The 20,891-nt window shown below is 66.2% G+C and carries 19 protein-coding genes; 4 read left to right on the top strand and 15 right to left on the bottom strand.

Annotated elements, in window-relative coordinates; genetic code table 11:
• Positions 1-9: 9 nt before the first annotated feature.
• The gene (locus tag ACYUME_RS14800; RefSeq protein ID WP_460415390.1) at positions 10-1,152 is read right to left on the bottom strand and encodes a MexC family multidrug efflux RND transporter periplasmic adaptor subunit; all 1,143 of its coding nucleotides are present in this window, start codon (positions 1,150-1,152) and stop codon (positions 10-12) included.
• A 182-nt stretch (positions 1,153-1,334) separates the two neighbouring features.
• Here ACYUME_RS14800 and ACYUME_RS14805 point away from each other — a divergent pair, with 182 nt between their 5' ends.
• The 3 genes from ACYUME_RS14805 (at position 1,335) to nemA (ending at position 5,282) form a co-directional block, all read left to right on the top strand.
• The gene (locus tag ACYUME_RS14805; RefSeq protein ID WP_460415392.1) at positions 1,335-2,870 is read left to right on the top strand and encodes an FAD-dependent oxidoreductase; all 1,536 of its coding nucleotides are present in this window, start codon (positions 1,335-1,337) and stop codon (positions 2,868-2,870) included.
• 88 nt (positions 2,871-2,958) lie between these two features.
• Complete coding sequence (locus ACYUME_RS14810; RefSeq protein WP_460415394.1) at positions 2,959-3,969, top strand: aldo/keto reductase; 1,011 nt, start codon at positions 2,959-2,961, stop codon at positions 3,967-3,969.
• Between the two features lie 215 nt (positions 3,970-4,184).
• A complete protein-coding gene (gene nemA, locus ACYUME_RS14815; RefSeq protein WP_460415395.1) occupies positions 4,185-5,282 on the top strand; it encodes an N-ethylmaleimide reductase in 1,098 nt (365 codons plus the stop codon).
• 103 nt (positions 5,283-5,385) lie between these two features.
• Here the strand turns inward: nemA and ACYUME_RS14820 are convergent, their stop codons facing one another.
• From ACYUME_RS14820 to benA, 14 genes are all read right to left on the bottom strand, one after another.
• Positions 5,386-5,598: a cold-shock protein gene (locus ACYUME_RS14820; protein WP_460415397.1), complete on the bottom strand. Its 213-nt coding sequence runs from the start codon at positions 5,596-5,598 to the stop codon at positions 5,386-5,388.
• A 205-nt stretch (positions 5,599-5,803) separates the two neighbouring features.
• Positions 5,804-6,715: a LysR family transcriptional regulator gene (locus tag ACYUME_RS14825; protein WP_460415398.1), complete on the bottom strand. Its 912-nt coding sequence runs from the start codon at positions 6,713-6,715 to the stop codon at positions 5,804-5,806.
• Positions 6,716-6,777: 62 nt separating this feature from the next.
• Positions 6,778-7,479: a TraX family protein gene (locus tag ACYUME_RS14830; RefSeq protein ID WP_460415400.1), complete on the bottom strand. Its 702-nt coding sequence runs from the start codon at positions 7,477-7,479 to the stop codon at positions 6,778-6,780.
• Between the two features lie 3 nt (positions 7,480-7,482).
• Positions 7,483-8,556 (bottom strand): metal-dependent hydrolase, encoded by a 1,074-nt coding sequence (locus tag ACYUME_RS14835; protein WP_460415402.1) that lies wholly within the window; start codon positions 8,554-8,556, stop codon positions 7,483-7,485.
• A 71-nt stretch (positions 8,557-8,627) separates the two neighbouring features.
• The gene (locus ACYUME_RS14840; RefSeq protein WP_460415404.1) at positions 8,628-9,878 is read right to left on the bottom strand and encodes an OprD family porin; all 1,251 of its coding nucleotides are present in this window, start codon (positions 9,876-9,878) and stop codon (positions 8,628-8,630) included.
• 60 nt (positions 9,879-9,938) lie between these two features.
• On the bottom strand, positions 9,939-11,132 hold the full coding sequence (locus tag ACYUME_RS14845) for a benzoate/H(+) symporter BenE family transporter (protein ID WP_460415406.1): 1,194 nt from the start codon (positions 11,130-11,132) through the stop codon (positions 9,939-9,941).
• A 149-nt stretch (positions 11,133-11,281) separates the two neighbouring features.
• Positions 11,282-12,196, bottom strand: coding sequence for a catechol 1,2-dioxygenase (gene catA / locus ACYUME_RS14850; RefSeq protein WP_460415408.1), 915 nt, complete (start codon positions 12,194-12,196; stop codon positions 11,282-11,284).
• Positions 12,197-12,229: 33 nt separating this feature from the next.
• On the bottom strand, positions 12,230-12,520 hold the full coding sequence (catC, locus tag ACYUME_RS14855) for a muconolactone Delta-isomerase (protein WP_460415409.1): 291 nt from the start codon (positions 12,518-12,520) through the stop codon (positions 12,230-12,232).
• A 160-nt stretch (positions 12,521-12,680) separates the two neighbouring features.
• Positions 12,681-13,802 carry a muconate cycloisomerase family protein gene (locus ACYUME_RS14860; RefSeq protein ID WP_460415410.1) on the bottom strand — a complete coding sequence of 374 codons (1,122 nt, stop codon included), beginning with the start codon at positions 13,800-13,802 and terminating at the stop codon, positions 12,681-12,683.
• A gap of 29 nt (positions 13,803-13,831) precedes the next feature.
• Positions 13,832-15,154 (bottom strand): MFS transporter, encoded by a 1,323-nt coding sequence (locus ACYUME_RS14865; protein ID WP_460415412.1) that lies wholly within the window; start codon positions 15,152-15,154, stop codon positions 13,832-13,834.
• 56 nt (positions 15,155-15,210) lie between these two features.
• Positions 15,211-15,972 carry a 1,6-dihydroxycyclohexa-2,4-diene-1-carboxylate dehydrogenase gene (locus tag ACYUME_RS14870; RefSeq protein WP_460415413.1) on the bottom strand — a complete coding sequence of 254 codons (762 nt, stop codon included), beginning with the start codon at positions 15,970-15,972 and terminating at the stop codon, positions 15,211-15,213.
• A 219-nt stretch (positions 15,973-16,191) separates the two neighbouring features.
• Positions 16,192-17,202, bottom strand: a complete 1,011-nt coding sequence (gene benC / locus ACYUME_RS14875; protein WP_460415415.1) for a benzoate 1,2-dioxygenase electron transfer component BenC — start codon at positions 17,200-17,202, stop codon at positions 16,192-16,194.
• A gap of 66 nt (positions 17,203-17,268) precedes the next feature.
• Positions 17,269-17,754 (bottom strand): benzoate 1,2-dioxygenase small subunit, encoded by a 486-nt coding sequence (gene benB / locus ACYUME_RS14880; protein ID WP_460415417.1) that lies wholly within the window; start codon positions 17,752-17,754, stop codon positions 17,269-17,271.
• Positions 17,751-19,109 (bottom strand): benzoate 1,2-dioxygenase large subunit, encoded by a 1,359-nt coding sequence (gene benA / locus ACYUME_RS14885; RefSeq protein WP_460415419.1) that lies wholly within the window; start codon positions 19,107-19,109, stop codon positions 17,751-17,753. Before benA ends, benB begins: the two co-directional genes overlap by 4 nt.
• Before the next feature lie 714 nt (positions 19,110-19,823).
• Here benA and ACYUME_RS14890 point away from each other — a divergent pair.
• On the top strand, positions 19,824-20,891 hold the full coding sequence (locus ACYUME_RS14890) for a 3-deoxy-7-phosphoheptulonate synthase (protein WP_460415420.1): 1,068 nt from the start codon (positions 19,824-19,826) through the stop codon (positions 20,889-20,891).

The following is a 20,891-nucleotide window of genomic DNA, read 5'->3' on the forward strand; positions in this document are numbered from 1 at the left end:
ACCCTCGCCTTATCGCGCCGCGGCTTGTTGAGCCTGGGCCAGCACCACGGGCATGCCCGCGGCCAGGCCGGCCGGACTGCCGACGATGACCTGGTCGCCAGCGCGCAAGCCCTCGACGATCTGCCAGCGCGAACCGTGCATCACGCCGGTGCGCACGCTGCGCGTCTCGGCGAGATTGCCGGTGCCGACCACCATCACCTGTGCTTCGCCATCGCTGCCGCGCCGCACCGCGCGCTGTGGCACCAGAATGGCCTGCTGGTCGGTGCCCTGCGGAGTGCGCACCCGCACATACATGCCTGGCAGCAGAATGCCGTCGGCGTTGTCGAAGCGACCGCGCAGGGTGACCTGGCCGGTACTGCTGTCCACCGTGACATCGGTGAACATCAGCGCGCCCTGGCGCTGGTAGTCGGTGCCCTCCACCTGAGCAGTCAGGGCCTTGTCGTCGCCACCGGCCAGGGCGCCGTCCTTGAGCGCCTGGCGCAGGCGTAGGGCATCGGCGGCGGACTGGGTGAAGTCGACGTAGATCGGGTCGAGTTGCTGGATACGCGCCATCAGCGTGGCGTCGCCCTGCCCGACCAGCGCGCCTTCGGTGACCAGGGCACGGCCAATACGGCCGGAGATCGGCGCGGTGACCGTGGCGTAGCCAAGGTTCAGGCGCGCGGTCTGCACGTCGGCCTGAGCCGAACGCACGGCGGCTTGGGCGCTGCGCTGCTCGGCGGTGGCACTGTCGAAGTCCTGCTGGCTGACCGCCTCGATCTTCACCAGCGGCGCATAGCGCTTGACCCGCGCCTGGGCTTCCTGTTGCACGGCCTGGGCCCGGGCCAGGTCTGCCTCGGCGCGGGCCAGGGCGGCCTTGAACGGTGCCGGGTCGATCTGGAACAGCACATCGCCGGCCTTGACGTCGGCGCCTTCCTCGAAACGCTTGTGCAGGACGATGCCCGCCACCCGGGCGCGCACCTGCGCCACCCGCATCGGCTCGACCCGGCCCGGCAGCGTCGACGCCAGCGCCAGGGGTTCGCTGGCCACAGTCACGGCCTCGACCGGAAACGCCGTTTCAGCCGCGGCCTGCTGGTCCTGCGCCGTGTCACAACCCGCCAGTACCACGGCCGCCGCCAGCCAACTGGCCATCCCTATTGCACGCAAATTGCCCATGTACTCACCCGAGCCTTTGGTTAAAAACGACGCGGATAGTACTTTTACATTTAATTTGAGTCAATTTAGTCTCATATGAGCTTTGTGTTAAAGATTGTAAGCGGTGAGTCCGGTCGTCGGTTGGGCGCACCTTCGGTATCCCCCAGGGGTCAAATGACCACACAGCCTTCAGGAGAATGCCCATGACCCTGCATGCCGTGGCGTCCCTCGCCCAGCTCGATGAACATCGTCCGCTACGCGTCCAGGCCGGCGCCGAAGAGCTCATCCTGGTACGCCATGGCGACCAGGTGCGTGCCTACCAGGGCAACTGCCCCCATGAAGGCGCGCCACTGGACGAAGGGGTGGTGTGTGGCGGATTGCTGGTCTGCCCTTGGCACAAGGCCGCTTTCGCGCTGGACGAGGGGGCGGTGTGCGAACCACCCGCCTTGAAAGGATTGCGACGCCATACGGTGCAGTTGAAGGGTGACCAGGTCTGGGTCGATGACCAACCGTTGCCCGAGCCCAGCCCGCCCCGGCACGACGACGCCCGTACCTTCGTGGTGATCGGCGCAGGAGCCGCAGGCGCGGCCGCCGTGACCACCTTGCTCGATCACGGCTTCGGCGGGCAACTGCTATGGATCGACCAGGAACAGCCGAGCGCCTACGATCGCACCGCCCTGAGCAAGTTCGTCATCGCCGGGCAGATGCCAGCGGACGAAGTGCCGCCCCTGCTCGCCCCCGGCACGCTACGCCACGGACAGGTTCAACGCCTGCACGGCAAGGTCCGCGCACTGGACACCGATAAGCGCGAACTGGTCCTGGCCGACGGCCAGCGCCTGGTCTACGACGCTGCCCTGCTCGCCACCGGTGGCAAGCCGAATCGCCCCGAACTGCCGGGCGTGCAGCTGCCGGGCATCTGTGTGCTGCGCTCGCTGGGTGACGCCGAGCGCCTGCTCGACCTGGCCGAGCCCGGCCAGCCGGTGGTGATCGTCGGCGATGGTTTCATCGGCCTGGAAGCGGCCAGCGCCTTGCACAAGTACGGCCTGCAAGTGCATGTGGTGACCCGGCATGAGATCCCGCTGGCCCGGCCGTTCGGCGAGCGCATCGGCCGCAGCCTGCGCGCGCTGCATGAACGCAAGGGGGTGGTGTTCCATGGCCCGACCGAGGTGACCGCCTTCGAAGGCCAGGAACGGGTCGAGGCCGTGCGCCTGGCCAACGGCGAACGGCTGGTCACGCCCCTGGTGCTGCTGGGTATCGGCGTCACGCCGGTGACAGGCTTCGTGCAGGGCCTGGCACTGGCCGAGGACCGTTCGCTCAGCGTCGATGCGCACCTGCAGGCCGCCGACGGCCTGTGGGCAGCCGGCGATGTCGCCACCTTCCCGCTCGCCGGACGGCCGGTACGCATCGAACACTGGCGCCTGGCCGAGCAGCATGGGGTGATCGCCGCGGCCAACATGCTGGGCGAGCGACGTCGCTATGACGACGTGCCGTTCTTCTGGACCTACCAGCATGGACGCACCTACGAGGTGCTCGGGCATGGCCAGCACTGGAACCGCATCGAATACGTGGGGGAGCCGGAGCACGGTGATTTCATTGCCCTGCAATGCATCGACGACCAGGTCGAGGCGGTGATCGCCAAGGGTTACGCACGGGCCATGGCGGTGCTGTCGCAGCGCCTGAAACGGCCACTGTCGAGCCGCGAGGCGCGGGAGCTGATCGACGCCTGGCCGGACCCATGACCGCTTGGGAGTGCGCTTTCAATGCACGGCGGATCTGTGTAAAACAGAGGGCTATTTCCCTTCAGGTGTCAGAAAAGGATTATCTGCAATGATCTACCGCCCCCTCGGTCAATCCGGCCTGCAGGTCTCGGCCCTCACCCTCGGCAGCATGATGTTCGGCGAGCAGACCAGCAGCGAAGACGCGCTGCGCATCATCGACAAGGCCTGGGACCAGGGCATCAACTTCATCGACACCGCCGATGTGTATAACGGCGGGCGCTCCGAGGAAATCGTCGGCCAGGCGGTGGCGCGCAATCGCCAGGACTGGATCGTCGCCTCCAAGGCCGGCTATGGCCCGGTGGATGGCGTCCCCAACCGCAGCGGCCTGTCGCGCAAGCACCTGTTCAATGCCCTCGAGGCCAGCCTCGCGCGCCTGGGCAGCGACTACCTGGACATCTACTACCTGCACCGTGAGGACCACACGGTGCCGCTGGAAGAGACCGTGCGCGCCATCGGCGACCTGCTGGCCCAGGGCAAGATCCGCTACTGGGGCGTGTCCAACTTCCGTGGCTGGCGCATCGCCGAGATCTGCAACCTGGCCGAGCGGCTCGGCGTGGCCAAGCCGGTGGTCAGCCAGCCGCTGTACAACATCGTCAACCGTCAGGCCGAACCCGAGCAACTGACCGCCGCCGCCTACCACGGCCTGGGCGTGGTGCCGTTCAGCCCGCTGGCCCGTGGCGTGCTCAGCGGCAAGTACGCGCCCGGCTCGACGCCGGACGAAGGCAGCCGCGCCGGACGCCAGGACAAGCGCATCATGGAAGTGGAGTGGCGCCAGGAGTCGCTGGCCATCGCCCAGAAGATCCACGCCTACACCGAGGCCAAGGGGGTGGGCATCGTCGAGTTCGCCATCGCCTGGGTGCTGAACAACCGCCTGGTCAGCTCGGCCATCGTCGGGCCACGCACCGAGGCGCAGTGGGACACCTATGCCGGGGCGCTGGAGGTCAAGATCACGGCCGAGGACGAAGCGTTCATCGACTCGCTGGTGACGCCGGGGCATGCCTCGACGCCGGGGTTCAATGACGTGGCGCACTTCGTCAGCGGGCGCGTGTCGCGCGGATAACCCGGCAGCCCACAACGAGCGCGCTTGCTTCACGCCCTGCCCCATCCTGTGGGAGCGGGTTTACCCGCGAAGCAAGCGCCGCAGCGTATGGCACCGGCTAAACCATATCTCTCAGTTCCCCATTGGGGAGCCAGAGGCCGGTATTCCGGTCCCCCCTTTCCCCAATCATCTCGGTATCGTGGCCACCATCGAACCAACCTTCCGATGGAGCTCCGATGAAACTCTTCGAACCTCTCGCGCTTGGCCCCCTGACCCTGCCCAACCGGGTCTTCATGGCCCCACTCACCCGCCTGCGCAGCCGCGAACCGGGCGATGTTCCGACGCCGCTGATGGCCGAGTACTACACCCAGCGCGCCAGTGCCGGGCTGATCATCACCGAGGCCACGCAGATTTCCTTCCAGGCCAAGGGCTACTCCGGCTCGCCCGGCATCCACACCGCCGAGCAGATCGCCGGCTGGCGCCGGGTCAACGAGGGCATCCATGCCGCCGGCGGTCACAGCGCCGTGCAGGTGTGGCACACCGGCAGGGTCTCGCACACCTCGCTGCAACCTGACGGCGCGGCGCCCGTGGCGCCTTCGGCGCTGCCTGCCAATACCCGCACCTCGCTGCGTGACGAAGCGCGCCAGGTGATCCGCGTCGAAACCTCGGCCCCGCGGGCTTTAGACCAAGCGGAGATCGCCGGTATCGTCGGCGACTTCGGCCAGGCCGCCGCCAATGCCCGGGAAGCCGGCTTCGACTTCATCGAGCTGCACGCCGCCCACGGCTACCTGCTGCACCAGTTCCTCTCCCCCAGCGCCAACGTGCGCGAGGATCGCTACGGTGGCAGCGTCGAGAACCGCGCGCGTATCGTGCTGGAAGCGGTGGACGCCGCCATCGCCCAATGGAGCGCCGAGCGCGTGGGCATCCGCATTTTCCCGCTGGGCGGCTTCAATGGCGTGGACAACGGTGAAGACCAGGAAGCGGCCAGCCTGTACCTGATCGGCGAGCTGGCCAAGCGCAACCTGGCCTACCTGCACCTGTCGGAGCCGGACTGGTCGGGCGGCAAGCCGCTGCGCGACGAATTCCGCGAAGCCATCCGTGCAGCGTTCCCCGGCGTGATCGTGGCGGCCGGGGCCTATACCGTCGAGAAAGCCGAGGATTTGCTGGCACGCGGGCTGATCGATGCCGTGGCCTTTGGCCGGGCCTTCATCGCCAACCCGGACCTGACGCAGCGGCTGAAGCAGAAAGCGCCGCTGAACGAACACCGGGCACAGTTCGATTACGCCAATGGGCCCGAGGGATACACCGACTATCCGGTTCTGCAACAGGCCTAGCCTGCGCCAAGGGGCAATATCCCCTTGACAACTCGACTTGCCCTGGCGACAGGAACACCTGAACCGAAGGTTCCTGCGCCAGGCAAGCACTGCTCAGTCGGGCTCACTGAGCAGACACATTGACGGCTAGCGCACCGTTTGGTCCATTTTCGACGTCAAAGCTGACATGCTGGCCTTCTGCCAATGTTTTCAAGCCACTGCTTCTAAACGCGTTGAAGTGTACGAACAGATCCTGCCCACCGTCATCCGGTGTTATGTATCCAAAACCCTTGTTTTCGTCGTACCGCTTCACAACCCCACTTTGTTGTCCGCTCATGATCCGAGCCCTCGATGATTGATGCCATACTTCGTCCAAGTTGTTTGCGCCGGAACTGCCAATGAGTAGCCCCGACATGCAGCATCATGCGCACGTCTCAGCAAACGGCACCACTGGCATTTCTGCCAGGTCGTCGAGCAGTCGCTTTTATTGGTTGCCCGTCAACTCAGCGTGACCAGAGCCGCGCGATATAGGAATGTCCCTGTCAGTTTTCCCAAGGCACCCTATCGGCCCAGCGCGCCACCAGCAGGTCGATGAACCCACGCACCCGTGGCGACAGGTGCCGCTTGCTCGGGTATACGATGCGGATCGGATCTGCCGGTGGCCGGTAGTCGTGCAACACTTCTACCAGTTGGCCCCTGCGCAGGTCGTCACCAGTAATGTAGGTGGGCAGGTGAATCAGCCCGAACCCGGCCCGTGCGCCTTCGAGCAGGGCCTCGGCGCTATCGATGTTCAGTCGCCCCGGCTCCTCGCACAGATGCAGCCCCGCATCCGTGCGAAAGCGCCAGGGGTTGGGCTTCTCACCGACCAGAAAGGCGATCTTGTCGTGACCGTAGAGATCGGCCGGCGTCTGCGGCGTGCCATGGCGCGCCAGGTAGTCGGGCGAGGCGCAGGTTACGAACTGCTGCCAGGCCACGGTGCGGGTCAGCAGTTGCGAGTCTTCTTTCGGCGCCCCGATGCGCACGGCGACGTCGATACCCTCCTCGACCAGATCGACGAAACGGTCGGTGAAACGGATATCGGCGCGCAGTTGGGGCCACTGCTTGAGGTAGGCATCGAGCAGCGGCAGCACATGACGCTGGCCAAACGACAGCGGCGCGGTCAGGCGCAAGGTACCGGTAGGCTGTGCACGGCGCTGGGCCATGGTGGTCTCGACCTCGTCCAGGTCGTCGAGGATCTGCCGCCAACGCTCGAACGCCACCAGACCTTCGTCGGTCAGGCTCAGCTTGCGCGTGGTGCGGTTGAGCAGGCGTACCGCCATGCGCGCCTCCAGGCGGGCGATGCTCTTGCCCACCGCCGAGCGGGTCAGGCCCAGGCTGGCGGCAGCGGCGGTGAAACTGCCGGCCTTCACGGCGCTGACGAAGGCGGCGATATCGCCGAAGCGGTTGGTTTCCATGGGCGGTTTCCAGTTTGGCAAGGGCTGTTAGATGGGTGCGGATCCAGGGATTGCAAGGCAAGTCAGCCCAGCCCCTGGAGCAACCGGATCAGCAGCAGGTGCAAGGGATAGAACGCATACCCCCAACGGCCCACGGGCGGCACGCGCCAGCCATCCTGGCGCAGCAGCCAGATGCCGGCCGGCACCGCCAGCGCAGCGACCGCCAGCGCCATCAGGGTGATCGGCGCCAGCAGGTGTTCGCGCAACCAGCCGTTGCTGAGATTGCCAGCCACCGCCAGCAGGACCGGCAGGCACCAGCACAACCCACCTCGGGTTCTGGCCAGCAGCAACGCGCCCGGCAACAGGACGCCCGCCAGCCCATACATCAGCGCTGAACTGAACACCGTCGCCACCAGCGCGGCAGCGATGCCGCAGACGCGAGCCAGCGGCTGCGGGTGTCGTACGCCCCAGGCGACCAACAGGCCCAGGCCCAGGGTCGGGATCACGTTGAAAGTGAGCGAGCCGGTATCCAGCCAGCGGTACGGTGCCTCCGACAGCACTGCGAACACCAGCATCCAGCCGAGATAGCGGGCATTGGCCGGGGTGAAAAGCTCACCCACGCGGCTGCGCCCGACGTTGACCGCGATCGCCAGGCAGAACAGTGGAAAGGCCAGCCGCCCCAGCACGAACAGGCCATCGGCGGCGGGCCACAGGTAACGCAGGTGGTCGGCGACCATGGTCACGATCGCCGTCCACTTGAGCAGGTCCAGCCCGGCCGAGCGCACCGGCTAGTGCCTGGCCTCGGCGGCGACGCCGCTGGCCTGCGCGGCCCAGGCCGCCAGTGGCAGGGGCGGTTGCTGGGCGAGGATCCGCTGCCAGATCAGTGACAGTTTCCCGCCATCGAACAGCGACGCGGCGCCACCACCGATCCAGCCACGCGGCGCAATGGCCGTCCACTGACCATCGCCATCGCGCTGGGCCATCTGGAAGCGGAAGGTGTAGTTGCCGGGGATGCCCATGCGCAGGTCGGTGACCACCAATGCATCGCCGACCACGTCATAGCGCAACCAGTCACCGGTGAACCAGCGCAGGCGCTCGTGCAACGGTTCACCGGCCAGCAACTGGCCAGCCTGCAGGTTGCGCGACTGACGCAGCATCTCGGGGGGCGCCTTGTCGAACCAGCTGCTTATGCCTTCGTAGTAGTCGCCGTCCGGGGTCTTGGCCAGCACCCGCCAGACCAGGCTGTTGAACGCGATGGGCACCGCGCGCACCTCGCTGGTGGCAATGCCCTGTGCCTGCAGGGCCAGATGGAAGCGCTGCTCGGCGGCCATGCGCCCGGCCAGGCCGAAGCCCAGGTAGGCGGTGCTGAACACCAGCGCCAGCGACAGCAGCGCGCTCGCCCTGCCCTGCAGGCCCTTGAGGGCTGCATACACGACCGCCAGCAGCAGCGGCACCGTATACACAGGATCAATGATGAACACCGCCGCCCAGCTCTGCGGCGTCAGCTGCAGCGGCCAGAACAGCTGGGTGCCGTAGACGGTGAATGCGTCGAGGATTGGATGAGTGACCAGCACCAGCCAGAACGCCATAAATAGCCTGGGCCTGCTGTAGCCTTTGTTCGGCCAGCGCCAGGCGACCAGCCAGGCCAGCAACAGGGCCAAGCCGGTCAGGACGAAGATCGAGTGGGAAAAGCCCCGGTGATAGGTCATCTGCGACACCGGATCGGCGTAGCGGATCACCACGTCCAGGTCAGGCAAGGTGCCCAGGGCGGCGCCGTACAGCAGCGAACGGCGGCCCTGGATCCGCCCCAGCACGCTGCCTTGCAGGGCGGCGCCGAGTACGGCTTGGGTCAAAGAGTCCATGACGAGCTTCCGGGAGGAGATACAGGAAAGCTACCTGCATCCTGCCGGGCAGTGCAAACCCGCGCGGGCGATCACAACAGCTGCCAGGTGTACACCAGGATCAGGCGATTCTCGTCGATGTCGCTGCGGTAGTTCGAGCGCGCCATGGCATTGCGCAGGCGAATCCCCAGTCCTTTGAGCGGTCCGCTCTGCACCGCGTAGCCCAGGTCGATGTCACGCTCGCGGTCCTTGCCCTCGAAGCCTTGCCCGGTATCGACATTGTTACCGGTTATGTAGCGCACCGACGCGGTCAGCCCGGGAATGCCCATGGCCACGAAGTTGTAGTCGTAGCGCAGCTGGTACGAACGCTCGTCGGTGTAGGCGAACTCGTAGGTTGGCACTTCGTTGCCCAGCGGCGTGATGTTGGCGAACACCCGGGGAAACGGGCTGTCGCCGTACATGGCCTGGTAGCCGGCATGCAAGGCGTGGCCGCCGAGCCTGGCAGTGAACAGCGAGAAGAACGCCTGGTTGTCGATATTGCCCAGCCGCGCATCACCGGCCTCACGGGCACTGTAGTAACCCAGATTGGCGCCGAGCACCCAGTCGCCCAGCGGCTGACTGTGCTTGAACCCGACGAAGCCTTGCCGGTAGATGTCCCGCAGCTGCCCATACCACAGGCTGGCGCTGCTCTGCCCGGCGTTGAAGGCATAGTCGCCACCGGCATAGTCGAACCCGTCGCTCTCGGCCTGGCGCATCGGTACATGGCCAAGCATGGCGTTCATCTTGCCGTCGCCCGCCTCGTTGCGCAGGTGGGTGGCGCTCAGGTGACCGGCCTGCACGCTCAGGCCGGCCAGTTCGCTGGAACTGAGGCTCACGCCCTGGTAGCTGGGCGGCAGCAGGCGGATATCGCTGAACGCCAGTACCGGCAAGTTGGGTTGCAACTCACCGACACGCAGCTCGGTGTTCGACAGCCGTGCCTTGAAGGTCGGCGCCAGGCGGCTGTAGTCACTGGCGGCGCGGCCATCGCCATGCACCGGCAGCAGCCCGGTGTTGACCCGGTCGGGGCTGCTGTCCAGACGGATGCCGAGCAGGCCCTGGACATCCAGGCCGAAGCCGACGGCGCCCGGGGTGTAGCCGGACTTGAAATCGAGGATGAAGCCTTGGGCCCACTCCTCGGCCTTGGACTGCCGGTTGGCGCCGACAATGTCGGAAAAGTCGCGGCTGAAGTAGTAGTTACGGGCGCTGAGGCTGGCCTTGGCCTCTTCGAAAAAGCCGCCGTCGGCGGCCCACAGGGATTGGCTGAGCAGGCTCAGGCCGATGGCGACGCAAGGGGTGTGATTCATTCCGAAGCTCTCTGATCTTGTTGTTATGTGATGAAGCGCTGGAACGTTGCGGATGCGGTGTCATGCCCTCCTTCGGTCAAGTGCAGGCGCTCGGCGCAGGTGGGCCAGGCCATGGGCGAGCAGGCCGAACAGCAGCCCCCAGAACGCCGCCGACAGCCCGAGAAAGGTCACCCCCGAGGCGGTGACCAGAAAGGTGAACAGGCCGGCATCGCGCTCGCCCGGCTCGGCGAGGCTACGCACCAGGGCCTCGCTGATCGCGCCATACAAGGCCAGGCCCGCCAGGGCCGCGATCAGCGCGACGGGAAAGGCGGCGAACACAGACATCAAGGTGGCGCCGGCAATGCCCAGCAGCAGGTACAGGCCACTGCCGGCAACGGCGGCCACATAGCGCCGGCGCGGGTCTTCGTGGGCCTCGCGCCCGGTGCACAGGCTGGCGGTGACCGCCGCCAGGTTCAGGCCGTGGCAGCCGAACGGCGCAAGCAGCAGGCCGCCCACGGCGCTGGCGCCGATCAGGGGACTGGCCGGGGTGCCATAGCCGGCGTTGCGCAGCACCGCCATGCCAGGCATGAACTGCCCGGTCAGCGCCACCAGCACCAGCGGTAGCGCCAGGCTGAAGGTCGCGCCCAAGCTGAACTGTGGCGTGATCCACTGCGGCGAGGCCAGCGCCAGCACCAGCTCGTCGCCGCGAAACTCGCCACCGAGCAGGGTCACCAACGTCCCAACCGCCAGCACGCTCGCCACCGCATAGCGCGGTTGCAGCCTGCGCATCAGCACGTAGCTGACGAACATCGCCAGCACCAGCACGGGCTGCACCGGCAGCGCGCGAAACACCTCGATGCCGAAGCCGAACAGGATCCCGGCCTGCATGCCGGCGGCGATGGAGCCAGGCAACCGGGCGATCAGGCGGTCGAAGGCGCCGCTGACGCCGATCAGCAGCAGCATGGTGTTGGCCACCAGATAGGCGCCAACCGCCTGTGCCAGGCCAATCTGCGGCAAGGCGCTCACCAGCAGTGCCGAGCCCGGGATCGACCAGGCGATCACCACGGGCACCCGATAGCGCAGGCTCAGCACCGCGCCCAGCATGGCGCTGCCGATGGACACCGCCCAGACCCACGACGACAGCTGGCCGTGGGACAGGCCGGCGGCTTCGGCGGCGTGGAAGATGATCACCAAGGGGCCGGCGTAGGAGATCAGGGTGGCAATGCAGCCGGCAACGACGGCCGACAGGGAACAGTCCGCGAGTAGGGTTTTCATGGCGTTTCTCGCAAGGCATTGGCCGGCCTTCGTGGCAGGCTCTTGTTCTGGTGTGGCCTGCTTCGCGGGCAAGCCCGCTCCCACAGGAAATCAACAAGGCTTGAAACCTGTGGGAGCGGGTTTACCCGCGAAATACCTGACGCGCTGTATCAGGCCTCCTGCAACGCCCGCGGCCGCCCGCTGCGCTGCTCGGCCTCGCTGTCCAACGCCTGCTGCAACTGGAAATCGAACCTCAGCTCGGCAACCCGCCCCTGCGCGCCGTCACGAAACACCACCTCTCCGACCAGCCCGTCGCGGGTGGCATAGGCGAAGTCGTCCCACAGGTACTTGTCGCCGGACAGATTGATCTGGGTGGTCAGGTGACGATGCCCGGGTGCCGAAATGAAGAAATGGATATGCGCCGGGCGCTGGCCGTGGCGACCGAGCAGGTCCAGGCACTCCTGGGTCGGCCCCTGCGGGTCGCAGCCGTAGCCGGAGGGCACGATCGAGCGCGCGCGGTAACGGCCGTCGGCATCGGTGACGATGCGCCGACGCAGGTTGTACGCCGACTGACTCTGGTCGAAGAACGAATAGGTACCCCGGGTGTTGGCATGCCACAGGTCCACCGTCGCCCCGGCCAATGGCTGGCCATCGGGGCCGCGCACCTGACCTTCGAGCAGCATCACCGTGGCCACGCCCTCCTCGCTGCCGTCGTCCATGCGTGCCTGGCCCTGGGCGATCGGCGCCCCAGCCACGTACAGCGGGCCTTCGATGGTGCGCGGGGTGCCGCCCGTCAGGCCGGCCTCGGCATCCTTGGCATCCTGCAGCAGGTCGAGGAAGTGCTCGATGCCCAGGCCCGCCACCAGCAGCCCGGCCTCGCCACGCCCGCCCAGGCGATTGAGGTAGTCGACGGCGTGCCAGAACTCGTCTTCGCTGATCTCCAGCTCCTCGATCAGCCGCGCGCTGTCCGCCAGCACACGCTGGATGATGCGTTTGAGGCGCGGGCTGCCGCTGTCGTTGCCAAAGCCTGCGGCTTGTTCGAAGAACTGCTGCACTTCAGGGGTATGGGAAATCTTCACGGTCATGATCAGGTACCTCGTGTCGTTCTTGTAGTGAGTTCAGCGGTCGTCGCCGTGGATCGACGAGGGATGGCGGCACAGGCCGGCGACCTCGATGTCCATGTAGGGGAACAGCGGCAGCTGCATCAGGGTGTCGTGCAAGGCTTCGACGCTGGGCACGTCGAACACGCTGTAGTTGGCGTAATGGCCGGCGATGCGCCACAGGTGGCGCCAGCTGCCCTCTCGCTGCAGGCGCTGGGCCAGTTCCTTCTCATCGGCCTTCAGTTGCGCGGCCTTGGTTGGGTCCATGTCGACCGGCAATTTCACGGTCATCTTTACGTGGAACAGCATGCTGATTCTCCTTTCTCTAATCTGGCTCGGCCCTTGTAGGAGCGGCCTTGTGTCGCGAAAGGGCTGCGCAGCGGCCCCGGCGATCCATGTGGTAACACTGGGGCCGCTTTGCGGTCCTTTCGCGACACAAGGCCGCTCCTACAGGGGGCTGTGTTTGCCTTCAACGGCGGGCGAAGCGCGCCAGGCGTTGTTCGTCCAGGGTCAGGCCCAGGCCGGGGGTGGTGGGGACGTGCAACTGGAAGTCGCGGTACACCGGCGGCTGGTTGACGATCTCCTCGGTCAGCAGCAGTGGGCCGAACAGCTCGGTGCCCCAGGTCAGCTGGCGCAAGGTGAGGAAAGCGTGGGCCGAGGCCAGGGTGCCGACCGAGCCTTCGAGCATGGTCCCGCCATACAGGGCGATGCCGGCGGCCTCGGCGATCTGCGCGGTACGCAGCACGGCACGGGGGCCGCCGTTCTTGGCGATCTTCAGGGCGAAGATGCTCGCGGCCCCGTGGGTGGCCAGGCTGAAAGCGTCCTCGACGCTCTCGATGGACTCGTCGGCCATGATCGGCGCCGGACTGCGCTGGTTGAGGCGCACCTGGCCGCCACGGTTGCTGCGCGAGATGGGCTGCTCGATCAGATCGATGCCGTTATCGCCGAGCACCTGGCAGGCACGGATAGCCTGGGACTCGTCCCAATACTGGTTGACGTCCACCCGCACACTGGCGCGCTCGCCCAGTTCGCGCTTGATCGCCAGCACATGCTTGAGGTCGTGCTCCAGCGGATTGGCGCCAATCTTCAGCTTGAATACGCGGTGACGACGAAGCTCGAGCATGTGCTCGGCCTCGGCGATATCCCGGGCGGTGTCGCCGCTGGCCAGGGTCCAGGCCACCTCGAGGCTGTCGCGCACACGCCCGCCGAGCAGTTCGCTGACCGCCAGCCCCAGGCGCTTGCCCTGGGCATCGAGCAGCGCGCTCTCGATGCCAGACTTGGCGAAGGTGTTGCCCTTGGCGATCGTGTCCAGCTTGAGCATGGCGGCGTTGATGTTATCCGCTGGCAGGCCGATCAGCGCCGGGGCCAGGTGCGCGTCGATGTTGGCCTTGATGCCTTCCGGGCTTTCGTAGCCATAGGCCAGGCCGCCGATGGTGGTGGACTCGCCGATGCCTTCGCTGCCGTCGCTGCAACGTAGGCGCAGGATCACCAGGGTCTGCTGCTGCATCGTGTGCATGGCCAGCTTGTGCGGGCGAATGGTCGGCAGGTCGACGATGATCGCCTCCAGCCGGTCGATGGTCGGGCTTGTCATGCCAGGCTCCAGTTCAGTCAGTGTTCGATTCAGGCCGCCGTGGCCAGGCCATGGCGCCGGCCGCTGGCCAGGTGCAAGGCCATGGCCAGCGCGGCGACGGCGCCGGGAATGGCGAAAGCGATGAAGTTCAGTTGCAGCGGCAGGTTGATGCCCATCAGCGCGCCGCCGAGCAGCGGGCCGACGATGGCGCCGTTGCGGCCGATGCCAGAGGCCCAGCCAAGACCGGTGGAGCGCACCGACAGGCCGTAAAGCTGGGCGGCGCCGGCATACAACAGGATCTGCGTGCCGATGGTGGTCGCGCCGGCGACGAAGATCAGCAGGTACAGCACCGGCATCGGGCTGTTGACGCCCAACAGGCTGATCGACAGCGCGGCGGCGATGAAGAACGCCACCTTGACCTTGACCAGGTTGTAGCGATCGCCCAGCCAGCCACCGAGGATCGCTCCGGCCATGCCACCGAAGTTGAGCGCCAGCAGGAACGACAAGCTCGAACCGAGGCTGTAGCCGGCATTGGCCATCAGCTTGGGCAACCACGAGCTCAGCGCGTAGACCATCAGCAGGCAGCAGAAGAACGCCAGCCACAGGGCCAGGGTGCGCACCGCCAGACCGTCGCGAAACAGCTCCAGCACCGAGGCGCCCTTGCCCTGCTTGTCCAGCGCCTGCAACTGATCGTCAGCCCGCACATCACAGTGCGGGTCCAGGCGTTTGAGCAGACGGCGGGCCTCGTCCACCCGGCCTTGGCGCACCAGGAAACCGATGGATTCGGGCAAGTAGTACAGGATCACCGGCAGCAGTAGCAGCGGCACGGCGGCGGCGAAGAACATCGACTCCCAGCCCCAACGCGGCAGCAGGAAGATGCCGATGCCCGCCGAGAGCATCCCGCCCAGGGAATAGCCGCTGAACATGATCGCCACCAGGGTGCTGCGCAGGCGCTTGGGCGCGTACTCGTTCATCAGCGCCACGGCGTTGGGCATCAGCCCGCCGCAGCCCAACCCGGCGAAGAAGCGATAGACACCGAATTCGCTGGGGCTGGTGGCGAAACCGTTGAGGATGGTGGCCCCGGAAAACAGCGCGAAACACAGGGCGATGCCCTTCTTGCGCCCGATGCGATCGGCCAGGCTGCCGAAGGCCAGGGCGCCGAACATCATGCCGAACAGCGCGTAGCTGCCCAGGGCGCCGGCCTGCAGCGGGGTCAGCGCCCACTGCTGCATGATCACCGGCAGCACCACGCCGTAGATGAACAGGTCGTAGCCGTCGAAGATCAGCAGCAGGCCGCACCAGGCCATGACCATCCAGTGGAAAGGGCTGAAGCGGGCATTGTCGATGATCGGGTGGATGTCGAGTGTGCGCATGGCATGTGTCTCTTTTGTTTTTGTTGTGTGAAGAGAAAACCTTGCCGGGGCGGCCTTCAGCCGAGGTCGCCGCCGCCCACCGGCAGGGTCACGCCGGTGATGTAGGAGGCCTCGTCGCTGGCCAGGAACAGGATCGCGCCGACCTGCTCGTCGAGAGTGCCGTAGCGCTTCATCAGGCTGCTGGAGACGGTCTGGTCGACGATCTGCTGGTACCAGTGCTTTTCCTGCGCGCCCTGTTCGGCCTCGTTGCGCGGGATGCGCCGTGGTGGCGCCTCGGTGCCGCCTGGGGCGGTGGCGTTGACCCGGATGCCACGCCCGGCGGTCTCGAAGGCCAGGCACGCGGTGAGCGCGTTGACGCCGCCCTTGGCCGCGCCGTAGGGCACGCGGTTGACGCCACGGGTGGCGATCGACGAAACGTTGACGATGGCGCCGCTGCCGCGTTCGAGCATGTAGGGGAGCGCGGCGTGGCAGCACCACAGGGTGGGGAACAGCGAACGGCGCACTTCGGCCTCGATCTGCTCGACTTCGTAGTATTCGAAGGGTTTGGCCCAGATGGTCCCGCCGACATTGTTGATGAGGATGTCGAGGTGGCCGAAAGTCTCGACCGCCTTGGCCATGACCCGCGCGCAGTCGGCGTGCCGCTCGAGATCGGCGGTGAGCGTCAGCACGCCCTCGCCCGCCAGTTCGTGGACCAGCTCGGAGCGGTCCACCGCCACCAGCTGCGCGCCTTCGGCCTTGAGCCGCCAGCACACGGCGCGGCCGATGCCCTGGGCGGCGCCGGTGACCAGGGCGACTTTGCCTTGGAATCGGTTGTTCATGTCGATCTCCTGCTCGATCCGAAATTGCCGGGAGGGCTACGCCCTCCGTCGCGACACAAGGCCGCTCCCACAGGTACCGCGCTCGGTTCAGGGCACAGGAGAACCTGTGGGAGCGGCCTTGTGTCGCGAAAGGGCCGCATCGCGGCCCCGGCACTCTCGAAGCTCATGGATAAAAAGAGGCCACCCTCACCCGCACGATGCGGGCAGCCCCGTGAAACTTCAGGCCGCCGCGGCGAACTTCTCGTAGTAGAAGTTGGCCGGGGTGATGCCCTGTTCGCGGATGTACTGGCTGACCGCCTCGACCATCGGTGGCGGACCGCACAGGTACACGTCGACGTCGCCCTGGTTGAGGTGGCGCGGCTCGATGTGCTGGGTCACGTAGCCCTTCTGCGGATACTCGCTCTCGGGGTTGGCCACGCACGCGCTGAACGTGAAGTTGGCAATGCGCGCGGCCAGGGCTTGCAGGCGATCGAGCTCGACCAGGTCGAAATCGTTGGTCACCCCGTAGATCAGGTGCAGCGGATACGCGCTGCCCTGCTCGGCGATCTTCTCCAGCATCGCCGTGAACGGCGCCAGGCCCGTGCCGCCGGCCAGCAGCAACAGCGGACGCTGGATCGGGCGCAGGTAGAAGCTGCCCAAGGGCCCTGCCAGGCTCAGGCTGTCGCCGGCCTTGGCCAACCCGGTGAGGAAGCTGCTCATCAGGCCGCCCGGCACGTTGCGGATCAGGAAGCTGACTTCGCCGTCCTTCTGCAGCGAACTGAACGAGTAGGCGCGGCTCTGTTCGCTGCCCGGCACCTTCAGGTTGACGTATTGCCCCGGCAGGAACGCCAGGCGACTCAGCGCCTCGCCCTTGATCGACAGGGCGATGGTACTGGTCGACAACTGGCGCACATCGCTGATCGCCGCCTCGAAGCTGGCCTGCTCGGTCTTGCACAGCTGCGAGGAGGCCGGGATGCGCACCACGCAGTCGGACTCGGCGCGCATCTGGCAGGTCAGCACGTAGCCCTGGGCAATTTCCTCGTCGCTCAGGGCGTCCTCGATGAAGTTGTCGCCCAGCTCGTAGCGCCCGGACTCGGCCTTGCATTTGCAGGTGCCGCAGGCGCCGTCACGGCAGTCCAGCGGGATGTTGATGCCCTGGCGGTAGGCGGCGTCGGCCACGGTTTCGTGGCCATCGGTCTCGATGAAGCGGGTAACCCCGTCCTCGAAATTCAATGCGATCTGGTAGCTCATGGTGCACCTCGCGGGCGAGCCTGGCCGCGGCGCGCCCGAGGGCACACCGACAGGCTCGGCGGTGAATCAGATGTGATAGATGTCGATGACCTGGCGAACGTAGTCGTTCTTCAGCACCACCTTCTTGGCCGTGATCAGCGGCTGCTCGCCACGCAGGTCGAGGGTGTAGAAGCTGGTGCCGAAGTAGCTGTCGGTGGTCTTGTAGCGAAAGCTCAGGGTGTGCCAGTTGAAACGCACCTGGCAGCTGCCCTCGCCCACCTCGACGATCTCGATGTTGCTGAGGTTGTGCGAGGTGCGGGTGTCCGGCACCGTGGCGCTGGAGCGCTCGGTCTTGATGCGGAACACGCGGTCTTCCAGACCACCACGGTTGCCGTACCAGATCAGCGAGATCTCGCTCTGCGGATCCTCGGTGAGGCGGTCATCGTCATCCCACGCCGGCATCCAGAAGGTCGCGTCGCTGGCATACAGCTCCAGCCACTGGTCCCACTGGGCATCGTCCAGGTAGCGCGCCTCGCGGTAGAGGAAGTCGCGCACGGTGTCATGCAGGCTCATTGCACGGCCTCCACGGGGATCAGCCGCTGCTCGTCCTTCAGCGCCTGGATCATGGTGTCCTGCCAGTACTTGTGCTGCAGTACGAACAGGCCTTCGTCTTCGGTGCGCAGGCCCGACAACAGTGGCGTGAGCTCGATCTCGCGGGCCGCCTCGTCGGCGCCCTCGACCCAGTGGGTCGCGCCACGGGACATGTCGTTCCAGCCCTGGCCCGCGCCATAGCCGGTCTGGCAGGAGCGGAACTCTTCGAGGTCGTCCGGCGTGGCCATGCCACTGACGTTGAAGAAATCCTCGTACTGGCGGATCCGGCTGGCCCGGGCCTCGGCGCTCTCGCCCTTGGGGGCGATGCAGTAGATGGTGATCTCGGTCTTGTTCACCGAGATCGGCCGGGCGATGCGGATCTGCGAGCTGAACTGGTCCATCAGGTAGACGTTGGGGTACAGGCACAGGTTGCGCGAGTTCTCGATCATCCAGTCGGCCCGGGCCTGGCCGAAGTCGGCGGCCAGCTGCTCGCGACGCTCGTAGGCCGGACGGTCCTCGGGGTTGGCCCAGCGGGTCCAGAGCAGCAGGTGGCCATGATCGAAGGAATAGAAACCACCGCCTTGCTTGGCCCAGGCGCCGGCGCTCATGGTCTTGATCTCGTCGCCCGCCTCGCGCTGCTTGCGCTGGTTCTGGGTGGCGGCGTAGTTCCAGTGCACGGAGCTGACGTGGTAGCCGTCGGCGCCGTTCTCGGCGGTCAGCTTCCAGTTGCCTTCGTAGATGTACGAGCTGGCGCCACGCAGCACCTCCAGGCCCTCGGGCGACTGGTCGACGATCATGTCGATGATCTTCGCCGACTCGCCCAGGTGCTCGACCAGCGGCTTGACGTCGGCGTTGAGGCTGCCGAACAGGAAACCTCGGTAAGACTCGAAACGGGCGACCTTGGTCAGGTCATGGGAGCCTTCGCAGTTGAAACTGTCGGGATAGCCGGCGTTACCTGGGTCCTTGACCTTGAGCAGCTTGCCGCTGTTGTTGAAGGTCCAGCCGTGGAACGGGCAGGTGTAGCTGGCACGGTTGCCGCGCTTGTGCCGGCAGAGCATGGCGCCGCGGTGGCTGCAGGCATTGAGGAAGGCATTGAGCTCGCCCTCCTTGTTGCGCGCGATGAAGACCGGCTGGCGGCCCATGGTCAGGGTAAGGAAATCGTTGTTCTGCGGGATCTGGCTTTCATGGGCCAGGTAGATCCAGTTGCCCTCGAAGATGTGCTTCATCTCCAGGTCGAACAGGCGCGGGTCGGTGAACATTTCCCGCTTGCAGCGGTAGACGCCGTTTTCCCGGTCATCCTCGAGCAAGGCGTTGAGATAGTCGAATCCCAGGGACATGGCCAGGGCCTCCGTTGTTATTGTTCAGGCCAGGTCAGGTTATGCCCGTGGATGAGGCACCGATATCCGGATCGTGCAGAGTGCTATCCGTTTTGTGCAGGCATGGGCCGCAACCTTCTGTGTCGCCTTGCCCCTGTGGGAGGGTTTGCCCGCGAATCAGGCGACACGGTAAAAGGGGCTATCACCGCAATAGCAATTACCCATTGAACGCCAAGGCCAAGGTGCAGTAAGCTCGGGCTCATTCACTGGAGAGCAACATGTCGAAACAATCCTGCAACCACGCCAATCACACCGGTCGCACCGCGCGCCCTGTGCTGGCCGTTGCCGGTCGCGACGCCGTTGCCAGCTTTTATTTTGGGTATTGGTTTAGCCACTAGGCGCCGATCACCCATCCGGCGCCCACCTTCGAGGGGCCGCCGAACATGAGAATACTCAAACCCCCGGCCGGCTCCCCGACCGGGGGTTTTGCTTTTCCGGGCTTTCGAAAACACCGATTCACATTGAGGACAGATTCATGAACTACGCCACCTACTACTACCCAAGCACCTTTGCATGGCGATTTAGCCAGTGCCGTTCGGGCCAGCCTGCCGCCTCCGTTCGGTCGATTTCCGGTGGCGAAGCCGCACAAACACAGCTTTTGACAATCTGTCGAACACCTCGATAGGGCCGACCGCGCGGGCCAGAACCCGCCGTCCGCCCAAGGAAGAACACGCCATGCAAGCCTCGAACCTCGCCCTGCCCCTGAGCCAGCCGCAAGCGGCCAACACCCACGTCAGCCAGCGCCTGCCCAGCCCGCACCTGCTCAAGCAGCAAATGCCGCTGTCCGCCGAACTCACCCAGCAAGTCCATGCCCACCGCCAGGCGATCCGCGCCATCCTCGAAGGCCGCGACGAGCGTCTGCTGGTGGTGGTCGGCCCCTGCTCGATCCATGACCCGCGCTCGGCCCTCGAATACGCCGACCGACTCGCCGCGCTCAGCCGCGAGGTCGACGACCAGCTATTGCTGGTGATGCGCGCCTACGTGGAAAAACCCCGCACCACGGTCGGCTGGAAAGGCCTGGCCTACGACCCGCACCTGGACGGCAGCGACGATATGCACGCCGGCATCGCCCTGTCCCGTGGCCTGATGCTGGGCATGCTCGAGCGCGGCCTGCCGATCGCCACCGAACTGCTGCAGCCGATGGCCGCGGGCTACTTCGACGACCTGCTGGGCTGGGCCGCCATCGGCGCGCGCACCACCGAATCGCAGATCCACCGCGAGATGGTCAGCGGCCTGGAACTGCCGGTGGGCTTCAAGAACGGCACCGACGGCGGCATCGGCATCGCCTGCGACGCCATGCGCAGCGCCGCGCATCCGCACCGTCACTTCGGCATGGATGCGCAAGGCTACCCGGCGATCATCGAGACCTTGGGCAACCCGGACACCCACCTGGTGCTGCGCGGCGGGCACAAAGGCCCCAACTACGACGCCACGAGCGTTGCCCTGGCGCGCCAGGGCCTGGCCAAGGCCGGCCTGGCGCCACGGATCATGGTCGATTGCAGCCATGCCAACAGCGGTAAGGACCCGATGCGCCAACCGGCGGTGTTCGAGGAAGTCCTGCAGCAGCGCCTGGCTGGCGACCGTTCGCTGGTCGGGGTGATGATCGAGGGGCATCTGTTCGACGGCTGCCAGGCGTTGGGCAAGGGCACGCTGAAATACGGCGTGTCGATCACCGACGGCTGCCTGGGCTGGGAAAGCACCGCCCATCTGCTGCGCCAGGCTGCCGTTGCGTTACACGGATAG

It is taken from the genome of Pseudomonas sp. microsymbiont 2 (assembly GCF_054788395.1).